The following is a 17086-nucleotide window of genomic DNA, read 5'->3' as shown; positions in this document are numbered from 1 at the left end:
TACCCAACACCCACAACGGAGAATAACAATGCAAAAAATCACGTTGCTCGGCTGCACCCTCGGACTGTTGCTCGGTAGTCAGGTTCAAGCCAATGAAACGCCGCAGACCGGCACCTTGGGCAAGATCGCCAATGCCAACAGCATCACCCTTGGGTATCGCGATGCGTCGGTGCCGTTCTCCTACGTGGGCGATCACACGGGCCAGCCGATGGGTTATTCAGTGGATCTGGCGAGCAAGATTGTCGAGCGCATCCGCCAGCAACTGGCGCTGCCTGAACTCAAAGTGAAATACACCCTGGTGACTTCTCAGACGCGGATTCCACTGGTGCAGAACGGCACCGTCGACCTCGAATGCGGCTCTACCGGGGTGACCGCCGAACGGCAGAAGCAAGTGGCGTTTTCCTACGGTTTCATCTATGTCAAAGGCCAGTTGCTGACCGCCAAGGACAGCGGCATCAAGGGCTTCGCCGACCTGCGCGGCAAGAATGTGGTGACCACTGCCGGCACCACCAACGAGCGTTTTCTGAAGAGCTACAACGTCGACAACAAAATCGACATGTTCGTAATCAGCGCCAAGGATCACGGCGAAGCCTTCCAGATGCTGCAGTCAGGTCGGGCGGCGGCGTTCTACATGGACGACGCACTGCTCTACGGCGAACGTGCCAAGGCGCGGGATCCGCATAAATGGGTGGTGGTCGGCGAGGAACAATCGCGGGAAATCTACAGCTGCATGGTGCGCAAGGATGATCCGCAATTCCTCGCTCTGGTGAATGGCGCATTGGCCGATCTGTACAGCTCGGGCGAGATCAATGGCATCTACCAGCGCTGGTTTGAACAGCCGATCCCGCCGAAGGGGTTGAACCTTGAGTTCCCGATGACCAGTGAACTCAAGGCGATCATCGTCAAGCCGACGAGCGATCCGGTGCAGTAAGGCGTCAGAAGTCGCCCCACAGTTGCTGCGCTACCGCCAGCGCCACCACTGGCGCAGTTTCGGTACGCAGCACGCGCGGACCGAGGCGGGCGGCGTGGAAACCGCTGGCTTTGGCCTGCTCGACTTCGGCGTCGGACAGTCCGCCTTCGGGGCCGATCAGAAACGCCAGGCTGGAAGGTTTGGCGTGACTGACCAATGGCTCTGCCACCGGATGCAGTACCAATTTCAATTCGGCTTCAGTCTGCTTCAACCAGTCCGCCAGCAGCAGCGGCGGATGAATAACCGGCACCCGTGACCGCCCACATTGCTCGCAGGCACTGATCGCCACTTGACGCCAGTGCGTCCGGCGCTTGTCGGCGCGTTCGTCCTTCAACCGGACCTCGCAGCGATCGCTGAAGATCGGGGTGATTTCGGTGACGCCCAGTTCGGTGGCTTTCTGAATTGCCCAGTCCATGCGCTCGCCACGCGACAGGCCTTGGCCGAGATGGATCGCCAGCGGCGATTCAATCTGCCCGGCGAAGCTTTCATCGATCTGCACGACGACGCGTTTCTTGCCAACCTCCGCCAGCGTGGCGCGAAACTCGTGTCCCGAACCGTCGAAAAGCTGCAACGCATCGCCCTCGGCCATGCGCAGCACGCGGCTAATGTAATGGGCCTGGGCTTCGGGCAACTCGTGTTCGCCGGTGCTCAGGGGGGCGTCGATAAAGAAGCGGGACAGTCTCATGCTGGGTCTCTACTGAATCTAATGTTCGGCATCGTAAGTGTGTCGGAGTAGCTTTTTGTGGCGAGGGGGCTTGCCCCAGTTCGGCTGCGAAGCAGTCGCAAATCCTGCTGAGGCGATTTATCTGGGGAAACCAGGTTGCCGGATTTGGGGTCGCTTCGCGACCCAACGAGGGCAAGCCCCCTCGCCACAGGCAAGCCCTTTCACCACAGTGTTCCTCAGTGATTGCTAGCCCGGATCGCGGAAACCGGGGTGGAAGTCTTTGGGCACCGCCACGCTGACGCTGTCGCGCGTCGCGATGTCGATCCCTTCGCTGGCCACTTCGGCTAGAAAGTCGATTTGCTCCGGCGTAATCACGTACGGCGGCAGGAAATACACAACGCTGCCCAACGGTCGTAGTAAAGCACCACGTTCCAGTGCGTGCTGGAACACCTTCAAGCCACGACGTTCCTGCCACGGGTAGGCTTCTTTCGTAGCCTTGTCCTTGACCATCTCGATGGCCAGCACCATGCCGGTCTGGCGTACTTCCGAGACGTTCGGATGGTCGGCCAGGTGCGCGGTGGAGGAGGCCATGCGCTGGGCCAGCGCCTTGTTGTTCTCGATGACGTTGTCTTCTTCGAAGATGTCCAGCGTCGCCAGGGCCGCCGCGCAGGCAAGCGGATTACCGGTGTAACTGTGCGAGTGCAGGAAGGCGCGCAGGGTCGGGTAGTCATCGTAGAAGGCGCTGTAGACATCCTCGGTTGTCACGCAGGCCGCCAACGGCAGGTAACCGCCGGTCAGGGCCTTGGACAGGCAAAGGAAGTCCGGGCGGATACCGGCCTGTTCACAGGCGAACATGGTGCCGGTGCGGCCAAAGCCGACGGCGATTTCGTCGTGGATCAAGTGCACGCCATAGCGGTCGCAAGCTTCGCGCAGCAACTTGAGGTAAACCGGGTGGTACATGCGCATGCCGCCAGCGCCCTGGATCAGCGGCTCGACGATCACTGCCGCGACGCTGTCATGGTTCTCTGCCAGCGTCTGTTCCATGGCGGCGAACATATTACGCGAGTGTTCTTCCCAGCTCATGCCATCCGGGCGCAGGTAGCAATCGGGGCTTGGCACCTTGATGGTGTCCAGCAGCAACGCCTTGTAGGTTTCGGTAAACAGCGGCACATCGCCCACCGACATCGCCGCCATTGTTTCGCCGTGGTAGCTGTTGGTCAGGGTGACAAAGCGCTTCTTGTTCGGCTGGCCACGGTTGAGCCAGTAGTGAAAGCTCATTTTCAGCGCGACTTCGATGCAGGAAGAACCGTTATCGGCGTAGAAGCACCGGGTCAGGCCTTCCGGGGTCATTTTCACCAGCCGCTCGGACAGCTCGATCACCGGCTGATGGCTGAAGCCGGCGAGGATCACGTGCTCCAGCTGATCCACCTGGTCTTTGATGCGCTGGTTGATACGCGGGTTGGCGTGGCCAAACACGTTGACCCACCAGGAGCTGACAGCGTCGAGGTAGCGTTTGCCTTCGAAGTCTTCCAGCCACACACCTTCCCCGCGTTTAATCGGGATCAACGGCAGCTGTTCGTGGTCTTTCATCTGGGTGCAGGGATGCCACAACACCGCGAGATCGCGTTCCATCCACTGTTTATTCAGGCCCATTTTCTGTCTCCTCGAGGCTACCCGCGACGTAGGCGGGCAAACAATCGCGCAAGCCTATGCAATGCGTGGCGTGGGGACAACCCATTGTGTCGATTGAGCTACTTTACATAGGCCGATAGACGTTGCTGGCGGGCGTCTGAAGCCTGACGTATCCTTCGCGGTTCTTGGAGTCGACTGACTCGTAAAACTGCTTTTTTCCACATTTATTTCCGGAGTTCGCTGAATGTCTGTCGGTTGGCTGCGCGCCTGTGCGCTGGTGATGTTGGGGCTGTTCAGCGTGTCTGCGCTGGCTAAGGATAAAACCGTAATCGTGATCGGTGGCGGGCTGTCTGGCCTGACCGCGGCTTACGAGTTGCAGAACAAAGGCTGGCAGGTCACGCTGCTGGAAGCCAAATCGAGCCTGGGCGGTCGCTCCGGCATGGCCACCAGCGAGTGGATCGGTAACGACAAGACTCAGCCTGTGCTGAACAAGTACGTGTCGACCTTCAAGCTGAGCACCACGCCAGCCCCTGAATTCGTGCGCACGCCGAGCTACCTGATCGACGGTGAGTACATCACCGCCGCCGATCTGGCGACCAAGCAACCGGCCACCGCCGAAGCGCTCAAGCGCTACGAAAAAACCGTGGATGATCTGGCGCGCTCGATTGACGACCCGCAGAACCCTGCCGCCAACAACACACTGTTCGCGCTGGACCAGATCAACGTGGCCAACTGGCTCGACCGTCTGAACCTGCCAACCACGGCCCGTCAGTTGGTGAATCAGCAGATTCGTACCCGCTATGACGAACCTTCGCGTCTGTCGTTGCTGTACTTCGCACAACAGGGCCGTGTTTACCGTGGCATATCCGATCGTGATCTGCGTGCTTCGCGACTGGTGGGCGGCAGCCCGATGCTGGCCGACGCTTTCGTCAAACAGCTGAAAACCATCAAGACCAACTCCCCGGTCTCGTCGATCACTCAGGACAAGGACGGCGTGACCGTCAAAGTCGGTAGCGTCGGCTATCAAGCGGACTACGTGGTGTTGGCCGTGCCGTTGCGCGCACTGGGCAAGATCCAGATGACCCCGTCGCTGGATGCCAAGCATATGGACGCCATCAAAGGCACCAACTACGGTTGGCACGACCAGATCATGCTGAAGTTCAAGACGCCGGTGTGGGAACCCAAAGCCCGCATGTCCGGCGAGATCTTCAGTAACACCGGCCTTGGCATGTTGTGGATCGAGCCGGCACCGAAGGGCGGCGCCAATGTGGTGATCAACCTGGCTGGCGACAACGCACGCGTGATGCAGGCGTTTGGTGACAAGCAAGTCGTCGATCAAGTGCTGATTCGCCTGCACGCCTTTTATCCGCAGGCGCGTGGTGCGTTCACCGGCTATGAACTGCGCCGCTACAGCACCGACCCTACGATGGGCGGCGCTTACCTGGCCTTCGGTCCGGGCCAGATCAGCAAATACTGGCGCCTGTGGGAGCGACCGATTCAGCGTGTAACCTTTGCCGGCGAACACACTGATACCTTGTACCCAGGCACCCTGGAAGGCGCATTGCGCACCGGCCAGCGTGCGGCCAGTCAGGTTGAAGACTTGGCGGCGGGCAAGTCGTTTGAGCCGGCGAAAGTGGCGACCGCAGCGGCAGCCGGCGCGGTGGCAGCGAAGAAAGGTAACTTCTTCAGCAACCTGTTCGGTGGTTCGGATGACGCCAAGAAGGCAGAGCCGGTCAAGGCACCTGAGCCTGTCACTCCACCCGCACCGGCCCCAGCTCCGGTAGCTGCACCGGCACCTGTCGAAGCGCCGAAGCCTGCAACGCCAGTAAAAGCCGAGCCCGCCAAAAAGGCACCGGCGAAAGCTCCGGCGAAGAAGCCTGCCGCCAAAACCGAAGCCAAAAAGGCTCCGGTGAAGAAACCAGCGACTAAACCCGCTGCGACAGCGACAACGGTTACCAAGGCGCAGTAAGCGTCGGGGTTAAAAAAACGCGGCAGAGATGTCGCGTTTTTTTATGCCTGAAGAAAACCAGTAGCGGGAATCGAATAAAGCCCGGGGAGTAGGTGTTTTCTAGTCGGAGTGCATTTTTTCTCACGCAGTGGTCTTTAATCTTTCCTTAACACACCTATTTCAATCTCTTGATCGTATTTCTCGATATTTCAAAGCAAAATTTTCGGCTTTAATTCGATAGATAACTCGTTAGTCTTGGGCCAGCACTTACAAGGACTTGGCAATGCAACTACGAAACTCAACCTCTCGCTACGGCTGGGTCAGCATCTTCATGCACTGGGGCGTGGCGCTGGCAGTCTTCGGTCTGTTTGCTTTGGGTTTGTGGATGATCGATCTCGACTACTACAGCACTTGGCGCAAAGAGGCGCCGGAATTGCACAAAAGCATTGGTCTGGTGTTGTTGGCTGTCATGGTCCTACGGTTGCTGTGGCGCTTTATCAGCCCACCGCCACCTACGCTGCAAAGCTATAGCCGCATGACGCGCCTGGGCGCCAAATTCGGCCATTTGTTTCTGTATCTCAATTTGTTCGTTGTGATGATTGCCGGTTACCTGATTTCCACCGCAGAAGGCGTCGGGATCCCGGTGTTTGGCCTGTTTGAAGTTCCTGCGCTGGTTTCCGGACTACCGGATCAGGCAGACACCGCCGGTGTGATTCATTTGTACCTGGCGTGGGTGCTGGTCATTTTTTCCGGCTTCCATGCGTTGGCAGCACTGAAGCACCACTTTATCGATCGTGATGTGACCCTGACGCGAATGCTGGGGCGCAAAGCCTGATGTTCAACCTCGACTCCAAAGGAATAGAAAGTATGTTGAAAAAAACACTCGCTGCTCTGGCAATCGGTTCGGCCCTGCTGTCCGCCAACGTGATGGCGGCTGATTACGTCGTCGACAAGGAAGGCCAGCACGCCTTCGTTGATTTCAAGATCAGCCACCTGGGTTACAGCTACATAACCGGTACTTTCAAGGACATCGACGGCAAGTTCAGCTTTGATGCTGCCAAGCCAGAAGACAGCAAGATCGAGTTCAACGTGAACACTGCGAGCGTTTTCACCAACAACGCTGAGCGCGACAAGCACATCTCCAGCAAAGACTTCCTGAACGGGAGTAAGGCTACATTCGTTTCCACCAGCGTCAAACCCACCGGCAAAAACGCCGCTGGCAAAGACACTGCCGACGTGGCTGGCGACCTGACCATCCTTGGCGTGACCAAGCCAATCGTGGTCAAGGCGACTTTCTTGGGTGAAGGCAAGGATCCATGGGGCGGCTACCGTGCCGGTTTCGAGGGCACCTTCGACCTCAAGCGTTCCGATTTCGGCAAGCAGAAAGACCTGGGCCCATCGTCCGATGCAGTCCAGATCTATGTAACGTTTGAAGGTGTCAAAGCGAAATAACTTTCGCGCCTGACATAAAAAACGCCCCCGATCTCACGGTCGGGGGCGTTTTTTGTTGCCGAATAAAAATCTTCAAATACACCACCGAACCACTGTGGGAGCGGGCTTGCTCGCGAAAGCGGTTTAACACTCAACATTGATGTCGACTGACCGACCGCTTTCGCGAGCAAGTCGAATCGTCGCACCGCCGCTCCCACATTTGATCTTTAGTGAGTTCAGTATTTATGCCTGCTCCAGAAAACAAAAATGCCCCTGATCGTGAGACCAGGGGCATTTTTTATGGCTGGAAAAACTTAGCGATTGCGGGTCAGCAACGCTGGTTTTTCGCCACGCGGACGGCCTGGCAGTTGATCAAGTTGCTCAGGAGTCGGGAAACGATCAGTTTTCGACTCCTTGTGAATGATCTTCGGCGCAGGACCGCGCGGGTTCTGCACGGCCGGTTCCGAACGCGGCTGCTCGTCACGAGCAGGGCGACGGTTGCGACCTTCTTCGCGACGGGCCTGACCGTCACGTGGAGCGCCGCTGCGTGGGCCACTGCGCTTGGCCGGTGGCGTGCCGGTAGTGGCGCCATCGCTGCTGCGCGGCCCGCTTTGGCGGCCCTGCGGCTTGCCGCCGGTGCGCGGAGCACCTGCGCCAGCGGTTGTGCCTTGTGCCGGAGCACCTGGACGGCGACCACGACCCTGAGCCGGTTTGGCTTGAGGGACGTAATCAACGCGGTTACCGAAGTTATCGACATCGTCGTCCAGGAACTCGTCCGGAGCACGGTCTGCGGCGGCGCGAGGTGCCGGACGCTGTTGCTCGCGAGCCGGGGTGCCTTCGCGTGGCTTGTGTTCACGCGCCGGACGTTCGCCACGGCCAGTGGCGGCAGGTTTTTCCTTGCCACCCTTGTCCTTGCCCTTGTCTTTACGACCGCCGCCACCACCGGTGCCGTTCGGGCCGTCGCCGCGCGGGCCACGTGGATTGCGCGGGTTACGCACATCCGGACGCTCGCGAACTTCAGGCTTTTCGGCTTCTACAGCGCTTGAGTCGAAGCCCATCAGGTTGCCGTCGGCAATCTTCTGCTTGGTCATGCGCTCGATGCTTTTCAGCAACTTCTCTTCGTCCGGCGCGACCAGCGAGATCGCCTCGCCCGAACGACCGGCGCGGCCAGTACGGCCGATACGGTGCACGTAGTCTTCGTCGACGTTCGGCAGTTCGAAGTTGACCACGTGTGGCAACTGGTCGATGTCCAGACCGCGAGCGGCGATGTCGGTGGCCACCAGAATGCGCACTTCACCGGCCTTGAAATCGGCCAGGGCTTTGGTGCGGGCGTTCTGGCTCTTGTTGCCGTGGATCGCGACGGCGCTGAGGCCGTGTTTGTCCAGGTACTCGGCCAGGCGGTTGGCGCCGTGCTTGGTGCGGGTGAACACCAGCACTTGTTCCCAGGCGCCAGCGGTGATCAGGTGGGCCAGCAGCGAACGCTTGTGGTTGGCGGCCAGACGGAATACGCGCTGTTCGATTCGCTCGACCGTGGTGTTCGGTGGCGTGACTTCAATGCGTTCCGGGTTGTGCAGCAGCTTGCCGGCGAGGTCGGTGATGTCCTTGGAGAACGTCGCCGAGAACAGCAGGTTCTGCCGTTTGGCGGGCAGGCGGGCCAACACCTTCTTCACGTCATGGACAAAGCCCATGTCGAGCATGCGGTCGGCTTCGTCCAGCACGAGAATTTCCACGTGGGACAAATCGACGCTGCCTTGGCCGGCGAGGTCGAGCAGGCGGCCAGGGCAGGCCACCAGCACGTCAACACCACGGGACATGGCCTGAACCTGCGGGTTCATGCCGACGCCGCCGAAGATGCAGGCGCTGACGAACTTCAGGTCACGGGCATAGACCTTGAAGCTCTCGTGGACTTGAGCTGCGAGTTCGCGAGTTGGGGTCAGGACCAGTACGCGCGGTTGGCGCGGGCCATGACGCTGGGATTTGTCCGGGTGACCGTTAGGGAACAACCGCTCCAGGATCGGAAGGGCGAAGCCACCGGTTTTGCCAGTACCTGTCTGAGCCGCAACCATCAGGTCGCGACCTTGCAACACGGCGGGAATGGCCCGCTGTTGCACCGGAGTAGGCTCGGTATAGCCCGCTGCCTCGATGGCGCGGACTAAAGCCTCGGAGAGACCGAGGGAAGCAAAGGACATGAGTAATCCTGTTTTAGTTAGGGCTTGGCCCAATGGGAGTCTTGCCTGGCGCGAATAGCGTTTAAGAGGAACGCAATCCCGTCCGGTCCTGCTGGGCCTTGAAAGCTCGTCTGGAGTGCTCGCGCGGGCTGAAGAGCTGCGCTGTAGCGGGGTCTAGATGCCTTGAACAAGTCCGAGCGTCCGGGCGTGAGCCTGGCGGGAAGGCCGGAGTATAACAGAGCAATCACTGCGCGCCGCTTTCCTGCTGCTCAACGGTTTTTGCAGGGGGCGCAGTCGCCGTGGTGACGTTGATGGCCGTACCGGGTTCCGCGCCGTAACGGGCGCTCAGCTCCGCGTAGGCGGGCTCGCGCTTGAAACGCTTGAGTTCGGCACCGAAACGTTGCACCAGCAAATCCATACCGGCATTTTTACGTACCGCCAGAAACTGGCTCTGGTGACTGATAACGGCCGGGTTTTCCGTGATCTTGTTGCGGATGCCCAGTTGATCGAGCAAGTGTTGGCCGACCCGGCGATCCGTGATCAACAGGTCGATCCGCCCGCGTACCAGCTTACCGAAGTTGGCTTCATGGGTCGGCGCCGGTTCACGGGTGAACAGCGGCGATTCGCTGAAGTCCTTGCTGTAGAGATAGCCCGGCGAGGTGCCGATGGTCAGGCCTTTCAGATCATCCAGGGTGCGAAACGGATAGGGTCGGGCATTGGCGTAGAACATCACGAATTCGACTTCCGAGAGTGGCTCAGCGGGATAGAGCAGGGTCGCGTCCCGCTCATCACTGTGGAAAATGTCCAGTGCACCATCCGCCTGGCCGGTTTCGAGCATCGACAAGCAGCGTTTCCACGGCAGGAACTGCCATTCCACCTCGATCCCCAGGCGCTTGAACACAATGGCCGTGGTTTCGTAATCCAGCCCTAAGAAATTGCCATTTTCCTCGTAAACGTAGGGCGCCCAGGGCTCTGTGACAATGCGCAGCTTCTCGCCCCGGGCGGCAAAGCTCAGGCAAGTAAAAAGAAGCACTGTCATAAATTGCGAAATCAGGGGCATGGTCTGAGATTACGACGAGAAATCATAAAGAGCCAGAACCCCGATCCAGAAGCTCTGGCACAAGGCACTTCCCACAAAAAAGGCCCTGGATTTCGCCAGAGCCTTTTCATGGTTTTGCACTGTTTTAGCGCGGCAGCTTCAGGTTGTTCCACACCGCCAGGCTCGCTTCGGCCTGATTCAGTGTGTAGAAGTGCAGGCCGGGTGCGCCACCTTGCAACAGGCGTTCGCACATCTCGGTGATGACCTGTTCACCAAAGCCTTGAATGCTTTGGGTATCGTCGCCGTAGGCTTCCAGCTGTTTGCGAATCCAGCGTGGAATTTCCGCGCCGCAGGCGTCAGAGAAGCGCGCCAGTTTGCTGTAGTTGGTGATCGGCATGATCCCCGGAACGATCGGGATAGTCACGCCCAGCGCCCGTACACGCTCGACAAAGTAGAAGTAGCTGTCGGCGTTGAAGAAGTACTGAGTGATCGCGCTGTCGGCGCCGGCTTTGGCCTTGCGCACGAAATTGGCGATATCGTCTTCGAAGTTGCGCGCTTGCGGATGCATTTCCGGGTAAGCGGCGACTTCGATGTGGAAATGATCGCCGGTCTCTTCACGAATGAATTCGACCAGGTCGTTGGCGTGGCGCATTTCACCACTGGCCATGCCCATGCCCGAAGGCAGGTCACCGCGCAGGGCAACGATACGCTTGATGCCGGCAGCCTTGTACTGGGCCAGCAGGCCGCGCAAGTCGTCCTTGCTGTCGCCCACGCAAGACATATGCGGTGCGGCAGGGACTTTGACTTCGCTTTCGAGCTGCAACACGGTGTTGAGGGTGCGATCACGGGTCGAACCGCCAGCGCCATAGGTGCAGGAGAAAAAATCGGGGTTGTACGTGGCCAGCTGACGGGCAGTGGCGAGCAGCTTTTCATGCCCAGCATCGGTCTTCGTAGGGAAGAACTCGAAGCTGTAGCGACGGTCTTGGGACATGGAGGGGACCTCCAGCTGCAAGCTGCAAGCTTCAAGCTGCAAGAGGGCGTAGCGCCGACTCTTGTAGTTGAAGCATGCAACTCGCGGCTGCGTAATAGCGATGAAGAAACAAGCTGAAAGCCTCAAATCTCAAGTAAACGAACTGCTTTTACTTGCCGCTTGAAGCTTGTAGCTCGCAGCTGCTGTCAGTAGCGATAAGCGTGCGGCTTGAATGGACCTTCGACGGTCACGCCGATGTAGTCGGCCTGGGTCTTGGTCAGTTGAGTCACAACGCCGCCGAAACCACGGACCATTTCCAGGGCCACTTCTTCGTCGAGTTTCTTCGGAAGTACTTCAACGGTCAGGCGCTCGGCTTTCTGGGCTGGCGACAGGTCGGCGTACTTCTGGCCGAACAGGAATATCTGCGCCAGTACTTGGTTGGCGAACGAACCGTCCATGATGCGGCTTGGGTGACCAGTGGCGTTGCCCAGGTTAACCAGACGGCCTTCGGCCAGCAGGATCAGGTAGTCGTCGTTCTGAGCGTCGAAAGCGCCCGGGCCGGTACGGTGGATTTTGTGAACCTGTGGCTTCACTTCTTCCCACGCCCAGTTTTTGCGCATGAAAGCGGTGTCGATTTCGTTGTCGAAGTGGCCAATGTTGCAGACAACAGCGCGCTTCTTCAGGGCTTTGAGCATGTTCGAGTCGCAAACATTGACGTTGCCGGTGGTGGTCACGATCAGGTCGATCTTGCCCAGCAGTGCTTTGTCGATGCTGGCTTCGGTGCCGTCGTTGATGCCGTCGATGAACGGCGAAACCAGCTCGTAGCCGTCCATGCAGGCTTGCATGGCGCAGATCGGGTCAACTTCGGAGACTTTAACGATCATGCCTTCCTGACGCAGAGACTGAGCAGAGCCCTTGCCCACGTCACCGTAACCGATGACCAGCGCTTGCTTGCCGGACAGCAGGTGGTCGGTCCCGCGCTTGATCGCATCGTTCAGGCTGTGACGGCAGCCGTACTTGTTATCGTTTTTGCTCTTGGTCACCGAGTCGTTGACGTTGATGGCCGGGATTTTCAGCTCGCCCTTGGCCAGCATGTCCAACAGGCGGTGTACGCCAGTGGTGGTTTCTTCGGTGACGCCGTGGACGCGGTCCAGGATCTCCGGGTATTTCTTGTGCAGCAACTCGGTCAGGTCGCCGCCGTCGTCGAGGATCATGTTGGCATCCCAAGGCGCGCCATCCTTCAGGATGGTTTGCTCCAGGCACCACTCGTACTCTTCTTCAGTCTCGCCTTTCCAGGCGTAAACCGCGATGCCGGCAGCAGCGATAGCGGCAGCGGCCTGGTCTTGAGTCGAGAAAATGTTGCAGGACGACCAGCGCACTTCGGCACCCAGGGCAACCAGGGTTTCGATCAGCACGGCAGTCTGAATGGTCATGTGGATGCAGCCGAGGATTTTCGCGCCTTTGAGCGGCTGCTCACCAGCGTATTTGCGGCGCAGACCCATCAGGGCAGGCATTTCGGATTCGGCGATAATGGTTTCGCGACGGCCCCAGGCAGCCAGGGACATGTCGGCCACTTTGTAATCGTTAAAATCTGCAGGCGTGATAACAGCGCTCATGAAGAGCCTCCATTCGTAATGTATGCGAATGGGCGCCGTTGTGCGTTTAGTGTCTGGCTGATCACAGCCAAGCAACGCCCCATCCGAGCCTGACAGGTCGAACCTGCTGCAGCGCCCCTCGGACAGGTGGCGGGAAAACGGTATCAACAGAAGATGACCGTTTTGAAACGGTGGCGATTATAGCTTTCTTTGAGCTTCAAGTTGCAAGCCGCAAGCGACAAGTTGCGAGTTGCAGCGACCAGTTGCAAGCGGCAAGCTACAAGAACGAGTCGACCGGCTTTTTACTTGCAGCTTTCAGCTTGCCTGCTCAAAGCTGCTTCTCTGGAGTGAATATGAATTTCCACACCCGCAAATGGGTAAAACCTGAAGACCTCAACCCTAACGGCACGCTGTTCGGCGGTAGCCTGTTGCGCTGGATCGATGAAGAAGCGGCGATCTATGCCATCGTCCAACTGGGCAACCAGCGCGTCGTCACCAAGTACATTTCCGAAATCAACTTCGTCAGCGCTTCGCGCCAGGGCGACATCATCGAGCTGGGCATCACCGCCACCGAGTTCGGGCGCACGTCGATCACCCTGACGTGTGAAGTGCGTAACAAGATCACCCGCAAGAGCATCCTGACGGTAGAGAAGATGGTGTTCGTCAACCTGGGCGAAGATGGCTTGCCGGCGCCGCATGGTCGTACTGAGATCAGATACGTCAAAGACCAGTTTCAGGAAGATATCGCTGCCGAGTGAGAGCGGTGGCGCGACATTCGCGAGCAAGCCCGCTCCCACACTTAATTTCAGTCGATCACAAATGCTGTGTTCACTGAAGATCTAATGTGGGAGCGGGCTTGCTCGCGAAGGCGGTCTACTTGCTAGCGATGATTTAGCGCACCACTGAACAGCTCCGAACCACGCGTGTCGTACCTAAATGACACGCCACCGGTTCAGGAACGCTATGGACACCCCAAAAGACGGCAAGACCCCGAACCTCTCGGCTGAAGAACGGCACGAAGTCGACAAAAACCAGCCCCCCCGTGCGGCGGTGCTGCACGAAATCATCCGCACCCAAGGCGATCAGGAGCTCGAGCGCAGCGTCGCGGCGCTGTGGTGGTCGGCGCTGGCCGCGGGCCTGACCATGGGCCTGTCGCTGATGGCCATGGGGTTGCTCAACTCCCGGCTGCCGGATGGCGAGCATTTCAAGGTGATCGCCAGTTTCGGCTACTGCGCCGGTTTTCTCGCGGTGATACTCGCCCGTCAGCAGTTGTTCACCGAAAACACCCTGACCGCTGTGCTGCCGGTCATGACCAAACCCACATTGAACAACTTCGGTCGATTGTTGCGGCTGTGGACGGTGGTGCTGGTGGGCAACTTGTGCGGCACGTTGCTGGTGGCTTATGTGATGCTGAACCTGCCAATTTTCGACAGCAAAACCGATCTGGCTTTTCTCGAAATCGGCCGCAAAGTCATGGAAAACCACACCGGCCAAATGTTCGCCAAGGGCATCGTATCGGGTTGGATGATCGCCACCATGGTCTGGATGATTCCGTCCATGGAGAGTGCAAAGATGTGGATCATCATCCTCATCACCTACCTCATGGCGCTGGGTGATTTCACCCACATCGTCGTCGGTTCCGCCGAGGTGTCGTACCTGGTGTTTGCAGGCGAGTTGCCGTGGAAGGATTTCTGGCTGGTGTTCGCCGGGCCGACATTGGCGGGGAACATCATTGGCGGCAGCTGCATCTTTGCGCTGATCAGCCATGCGCAGATTCGCAGCGAGAGCGGGCCGCCGAAGAAGAGTTCGGATCAGGCGCCGGATCCACGCAAGCACGAAGAGGGGTGAAGACAGGTGCACGGCGTCAGCTTCTTCGCGAGCAGGCCTGCTCCCACAGGAATAGACACTCTCCATGTGGAAGCGAGACCGGCTTGCCGACGATAGCTATTTCAGCAGCAGAGCAGTCAATCAGCCAGACACATTGACCGCAGCCGCACTACGACGCTGCAGGTAAATAAACAACAGCGCCGTCAGCACGGTCAAACCGCTGACCATCGCACCGGTCCACGGCAAGTCCGCCAGGTCGGCGCCGCTGGCAACCACCAGTCCACCAATCCATGCACCGGCAGCGTTGCCAAGGTTGAACGCACTCTGATTCAACGTGGAGCCGAGATTAGGCGCTTCGTGCGCCTGGTCGATGATCAACAGTTGTAGGATCGGACAAAGGGCGAACGCAAAAATCCCCCACAGCACCAGCGTGATCGCCGCCGGAATCACCGTGTGGCTGGTCTGGGTGAACGCCGCCAGTACCACCAACACGGCCAGCGCCATACCGACCAGTGAAGGCAATAAACGACTATCCGCCAGTCGACCGCCGAGCATGCTGCCTGCGGTCAAACCCACGCCAAACAGCAACAGCATGATCGTCACGCCATGCGGGCTGACGCCGGTGATGTCTTGCAGGATCGGCGCGATGTAAGTGAACACGCTGAACAGACTGGTCGACGCCAGCACGCTCATGCCCAGCGCCAACAACACATTGACCTTGCCCAGCACCTTGAACTCGCTGGCGAGATTGGCCTTGTCCATGGCGATGTGTTTCGGCAGCCAGCGCCATTGCGCGATAGCGGCAATCACACCAATCACAGAGACCGCCCAGAAGGTCGAGCGCCAGCCGGCATATTGCCCAAGCGCGGTGCCCAATGGCACGCCCAGCACATTGGCCAGCGTCAGGCCGGTGAACATCATGGCAATGGCCTGTGCCCGTTTATTCGGTGCAACCAGGCCGGCCGCGACCACTGAACCGATACCAAAGAACGCACCATGGCACAGTGCAGTGACCACGCGAGCAGCCATCAAGGTGGCGTAGTTCGGCGCCAGGGCACACAAGACGTTGCCAAGGATGAACATCAGCGTCATCCCCAGCAATGTCGCCTTGCGCGGCATGTTGGCGGTGCCGACCGCAAGGATCGGCGCGCCGAACACCACGCCCAGGGCATAACCAGTGATCAACAAACCGGCGTTCGGAATGCTGACGGCGAGGTCGCGAGCGACATCGGGCAACAGGCCCATGATGACGAATTCAGTGGTGCCGATGCCGAATGCGGCAACAGCGAGGGCAAGCAAGGCGAGTGGCATGCGCAAGGTCTCTGTCGGTAGTCTTGACGCTGTGATCAGGCATACGCATGCCGATGACCGTTCTCGGTGAGAGCGGGCATGGACAGAAATTATTGGAATTAGTCTGTGCGCAACTGAGTGCGGCGTGGTCGCGTGCAGTATAAACACTGCCGACATATGGCGAATCAATTATCTGGGCGCTTCCCGAAGGGAACAAAAACAAATAAAGGAGTGTGCCGTGCTTGCAACAGCACTGGTGTTAGTCGCAGCGCTGTTGCACGCAGCGTGGAATACCCTGATCAAATTCAGTGCGGAACGCTTGCTGGTGGTGGCCTGCATGGACAGTGTGGCGATGTTATTTGTCGCCGTGATGTTGCCATTCGTGAACGTGCCGCCGATTGAAATCTGGCCATGGATCCTGGCGTCGGCGGCGTTCGAATTGCTCTATCGCTATCTGCTGATCCAGGCCTATCGGGTCGGTGATCTGGGGCTGGTTTATCCGTTGATGCGCGGACTGTCGCCACTGGTGGTGCTGGCCCTGACGCTGATCTTCGCCGGGGAAGTGCTGACCAATCAGCAAGTCTTCGGGATCTTGCTGATTCCGTTCGGCATGCTTTGCCTGCTGTGGCAGGGAGGGGGTGGTGCGCGTTTGCCCTGGTCGATGCTGCCGGTGGTGGCGCTGATCGGGCTGTGCATCGGGTGTTATACCTTCATCGACGGCCAGGCATTGAGGCGCTGGTCGCACCCGCTGGATTATCTGGTCTGGGTCACACTGCTCAGCGCCTGGCCGTTTCCATTATTGGCGCTGGTGCGCAAACGGCCGGCGTTCATGCTGTTCTGGCGCGAGCAGTGGCGGCTGGGGTTGGCGGTCGGATTTTGCGTGTTGTTCAGTTACGCTCTGGTGCTGTGGGCGATGCAGCTGGGCTCGATTGCCGAAGCCGCGGCGCTGCGTGAAATCAGCGTGATTCTGGTGGTGCTGTTCGGCATGCGCTACCTGAAGGAACCGTTCGGCCGGCCACGACTTCTGGCCTGTGGGCTAGTGTTGATCGGCATGTTGGTGATGAAGTTTTAACCGAAACCCGAATGTCTAAAATTGAAGAAAGGACTACTTTATGACGGTTGCCTTGTGGTGCATTTTGATCGCGATTTTCCTGCCGTATATCTGCACGGGTGTTGCCAAGGCCAGTGGCGGGTACAGGTTGAAAGACAACCATGATCCCCGGGATTTTCTCGATTCGCTGGAGGGTTTGGGCAGGCGTGCGCATGCCGCACAACTGAACAGTTTTGAAGTGACCCCGGCATTCGCTGCGGCGGTGATCGTCGCGCACCTGGCCGGAAATGCCGAGTTGGTGACGATCAATGTGCTGTCGGTGATGTTCATCACCAGCCGGTTGCTGTACATCATTTGCTATCTGGCAGACTGGGCGATTTTGYGGTCGTTGGTGTGGTTTGTGGGGATGGGGTTGATTGTCAGTTTCTTTGTGGTGTCGGTCTGACAACACTCCGGTGACTCTGCCGGCCCCTTCGCGAGCAAGCCCGCTCCCACATTTGA

General features: G+C 58.8%; 15 protein-coding genes and 1 riboswitch. Of the genes, 8 read left to right on the top strand and 7 right to left on the bottom strand.

Annotation, left to right across the window (positions count from 1 at the left end; translation table 11 throughout):
• Positions 1–28: 28 nt before the first annotated feature.
• A complete protein-coding gene (locus AC1DRJ_RS04675) occupies positions 29–931 on the top strand; it encodes a transporter substrate-binding domain-containing protein (RefSeq protein WP_477801064.1) in 903 nt (300 codons plus the stop codon).
• A gap of 4 nt (positions 932–935) precedes the next feature.
• Here the strand turns inward: AC1DRJ_RS04675 and AC1DRJ_RS04670 are convergent, their stop codons facing one another.
• Both AC1DRJ_RS04670 and AC1DRJ_RS04665 read right to left on the bottom strand, forming a co-directional pair.
• Positions 936–1655, bottom strand: coding sequence for a 16S rRNA (uracil(1498)-N(3))-methyltransferase (locus AC1DRJ_RS04670; RefSeq protein WP_477801063.1), 720 nt, complete (start codon positions 1653–1655; stop codon positions 936–938).
• A 225-nt stretch (positions 1656–1880) separates the two neighbouring features.
• A complete protein-coding gene (locus AC1DRJ_RS04665) occupies positions 1881–3287 on the bottom strand; it encodes an adenosylmethionine--8-amino-7-oxononanoate transaminase (protein ID WP_477801062.1) in 1407 nt (468 codons plus the stop codon).
• A 223-nt stretch (positions 3288–3510) separates the two neighbouring features.
• Between AC1DRJ_RS04665 and AC1DRJ_RS04660 the strand changes: the two genes are divergently transcribed.
• The 3 genes from AC1DRJ_RS04660 to AC1DRJ_RS04650 all read left to right on the top strand — a co-directional run bounded on the left by AC1DRJ_RS04660 (position 3511) and on the right by AC1DRJ_RS04650 (position 6666).
• Complete coding sequence (locus AC1DRJ_RS04660) at positions 3511–5235, top strand: flavin monoamine oxidase family protein (RefSeq protein WP_477801061.1); 1725 nt, start codon at positions 3511–3513, stop codon at positions 5233–5235.
• A gap of 262 nt (positions 5236–5497) precedes the next feature.
• Positions 5498–6049, top strand: coding sequence for a cytochrome b (locus AC1DRJ_RS04655; RefSeq protein WP_007945455.1), 552 nt, complete (start codon positions 5498–5500; stop codon positions 6047–6049).
• A 32-nt stretch (positions 6050–6081) separates the two neighbouring features.
• Complete coding sequence (locus AC1DRJ_RS04650; RefSeq protein WP_477801060.1) at positions 6082–6666, top strand: YceI family protein; 585 nt, start codon at positions 6082–6084, stop codon at positions 6664–6666.
• Positions 6667–6959: 293 nt separating this feature from the next.
• Here the strand turns inward: AC1DRJ_RS04650 and AC1DRJ_RS04645 are convergent, their stop codons facing one another.
• The 4 genes from AC1DRJ_RS04645 to ahcY all read right to left on the bottom strand — a co-directional run bounded on the left by AC1DRJ_RS04645 (position 6960) and on the right by ahcY (position 12438).
• Positions 6960–8834, bottom strand: a complete 1875-nt coding sequence (locus tag AC1DRJ_RS04645; RefSeq protein ID WP_477801059.1) for a DEAD/DEAH box helicase — start codon at positions 8832–8834, stop codon at positions 6960–6962.
• Between the two features lie 223 nt (positions 8835–9057).
• A complete protein-coding gene (locus tag AC1DRJ_RS04640; RefSeq protein ID WP_477801058.1) occupies positions 9058–9873 on the bottom strand; it encodes a substrate-binding periplasmic protein in 816 nt (271 codons plus the stop codon).
• 124 nt (positions 9874–9997) lie between these two features.
• Positions 9998–10843, bottom strand: a complete 846-nt coding sequence (gene metF / locus AC1DRJ_RS04635; protein ID WP_477801057.1) for a methylenetetrahydrofolate reductase [NAD(P)H] — start codon at positions 10841–10843, stop codon at positions 9998–10000.
• A 185-nt stretch (positions 10844–11028) separates the two neighbouring features.
• The gene (gene ahcY / locus AC1DRJ_RS04630) at positions 11029–12438 is read right to left on the bottom strand and encodes an adenosylhomocysteinase (protein ID WP_477801056.1); all 1410 of its coding nucleotides are present in this window, start codon (positions 12436–12438) and stop codon (positions 11029–11031) included.
• A gap of 23 nt (positions 12439–12461) precedes the next feature.
• Positions 12462–12564: riboswitch (S-adenosyl-L-homocysteine riboswitch) on the bottom strand.
• Positions 12565–12770: 206 nt separating this feature from the next.
• Here ahcY and AC1DRJ_RS04625 point away from each other — a divergent pair.
• Entirely contained in the window at positions 12771–13175 is a 405-nt protein-coding gene (locus AC1DRJ_RS04625; RefSeq protein WP_477801055.1) for an acyl-CoA thioesterase, read from the top strand.
• A 205-nt stretch (positions 13176–13380) separates the two neighbouring features.
• On the top strand, positions 13381–14265 hold the full coding sequence (locus AC1DRJ_RS04620; protein ID WP_477801054.1) for a formate/nitrite transporter family protein: 885 nt from the start codon (positions 13381–13383) through the stop codon (positions 14263–14265).
• Positions 14266–14385: 120 nt separating this feature from the next.
• Here the strand turns inward: AC1DRJ_RS04620 and AC1DRJ_RS04615 are convergent, their stop codons facing one another.
• Entirely contained in the window at positions 14386–15555 is a 1170-nt protein-coding gene (locus AC1DRJ_RS04615; RefSeq protein ID WP_477801053.1) for an MFS transporter, read from the bottom strand.
• A 217-nt stretch (positions 15556–15772) separates the two neighbouring features.
• Between AC1DRJ_RS04615 and AC1DRJ_RS04610 the strand changes: the two genes are divergently transcribed.
• Positions 15773–16606, top strand: coding sequence for an EamA family transporter (locus AC1DRJ_RS04610; RefSeq protein WP_477801052.1), 834 nt, complete (start codon positions 15773–15775; stop codon positions 16604–16606).
• 40 nt (positions 16607–16646) lie between these two features.
• A complete protein-coding gene (locus AC1DRJ_RS04605) occupies positions 16647–17030 on the top strand; it encodes an MAPEG family protein (RefSeq protein ID WP_477801051.1) in 384 nt (127 codons plus the stop codon).
• The last annotated feature ends 56 nt before the right edge of the window (positions 17031–17086 follow it).

The sequence above is a fragment of the Pseudomonas sp. P5_B2 genome (genome assembly GCF_056400445.1).
The sequence above is the reverse complement of the archived record's forward strand: the minus strand, read 5'-3'. Positions and strand labels throughout refer to the sequence as shown.

Bases quoted from the DNA above. Each gene is read 5' to 3' on its own strand.
- ahcY (WP_477801056.1), bottom strand. From the start codon at position 12,438: ATGAGCGCTGTTATCACGCCTGCAGATTTTAACGATTACAAAGTGGCC.
- AC1DRJ_RS04640 (WP_477801058.1), bottom strand. From the start codon at position 9,873: ATGCCCCTGATTTCGCAATTTATGACAGTGCTTCTTTTTACTTGCCTG.
- AC1DRJ_RS04665 (WP_477801062.1), bottom strand. From the start codon at position 3,287: ATGGGCCTGAATAAACAGTGGATGGAACGCGATCTCGCGGTGTTGTGG.
- AC1DRJ_RS04625 (WP_477801055.1), top strand. From the start codon at position 12,771: ATGAATTTCCACACCCGCAAATGGGTAAAACCTGAAGACCTCAACCCT.
- AC1DRJ_RS04655 (WP_007945455.1), top strand. From the start codon at position 5,498: ATGCAACTACGAAACTCAACCTCTCGCTACGGCTGGGTCAGCATCTTC.
- AC1DRJ_RS04675 (WP_477801064.1), top strand. From the start codon at position 29: ATGCAAAAAATCACGTTGCTCGGCTGCACCCTCGGACTGTTGCTCGGT.
- AC1DRJ_RS04650 (WP_477801060.1), top strand. From the start codon at position 6,082: ATGTTGAAAAAAACACTCGCTGCTCTGGCAATCGGTTCGGCCCTGCTG.
- AC1DRJ_RS04645 (WP_477801059.1), bottom strand. From the start codon at position 8,834: ATGTCCTTTGCTTCCCTCGGTCTCTCCGAGGCTTTAGTCCGCGCCATC.
- AC1DRJ_RS04615 (WP_477801053.1), bottom strand. From the start codon at position 15,555: ATGCCACTCGCCTTGCTTGCCCTCGCTGTTGCCGCATTCGGCATCGGC.
- metF (WP_477801057.1), bottom strand. From the start codon at position 10,843: ATGTCCCAAGACCGTCGCTACAGCTTCGAGTTCTTCCCTACGAAGACC.
- AC1DRJ_RS04660 (WP_477801061.1), top strand. From the start codon at position 3,511: ATGTCTGTCGGTTGGCTGCGCGCCTGTGCGCTGGTGATGTTGGGGCTG.
- AC1DRJ_RS04620 (WP_477801054.1), top strand. From the start codon at position 13,381: ATGGACACCCCAAAAGACGGCAAGACCCCGAACCTCTCGGCTGAAGAA.
- AC1DRJ_RS04670 (WP_477801063.1), bottom strand. From the start codon at position 1,655: ATGAGACTGTCCCGCTTCTTTATCGACGCCCCCCTGAGCACCGGCGAA.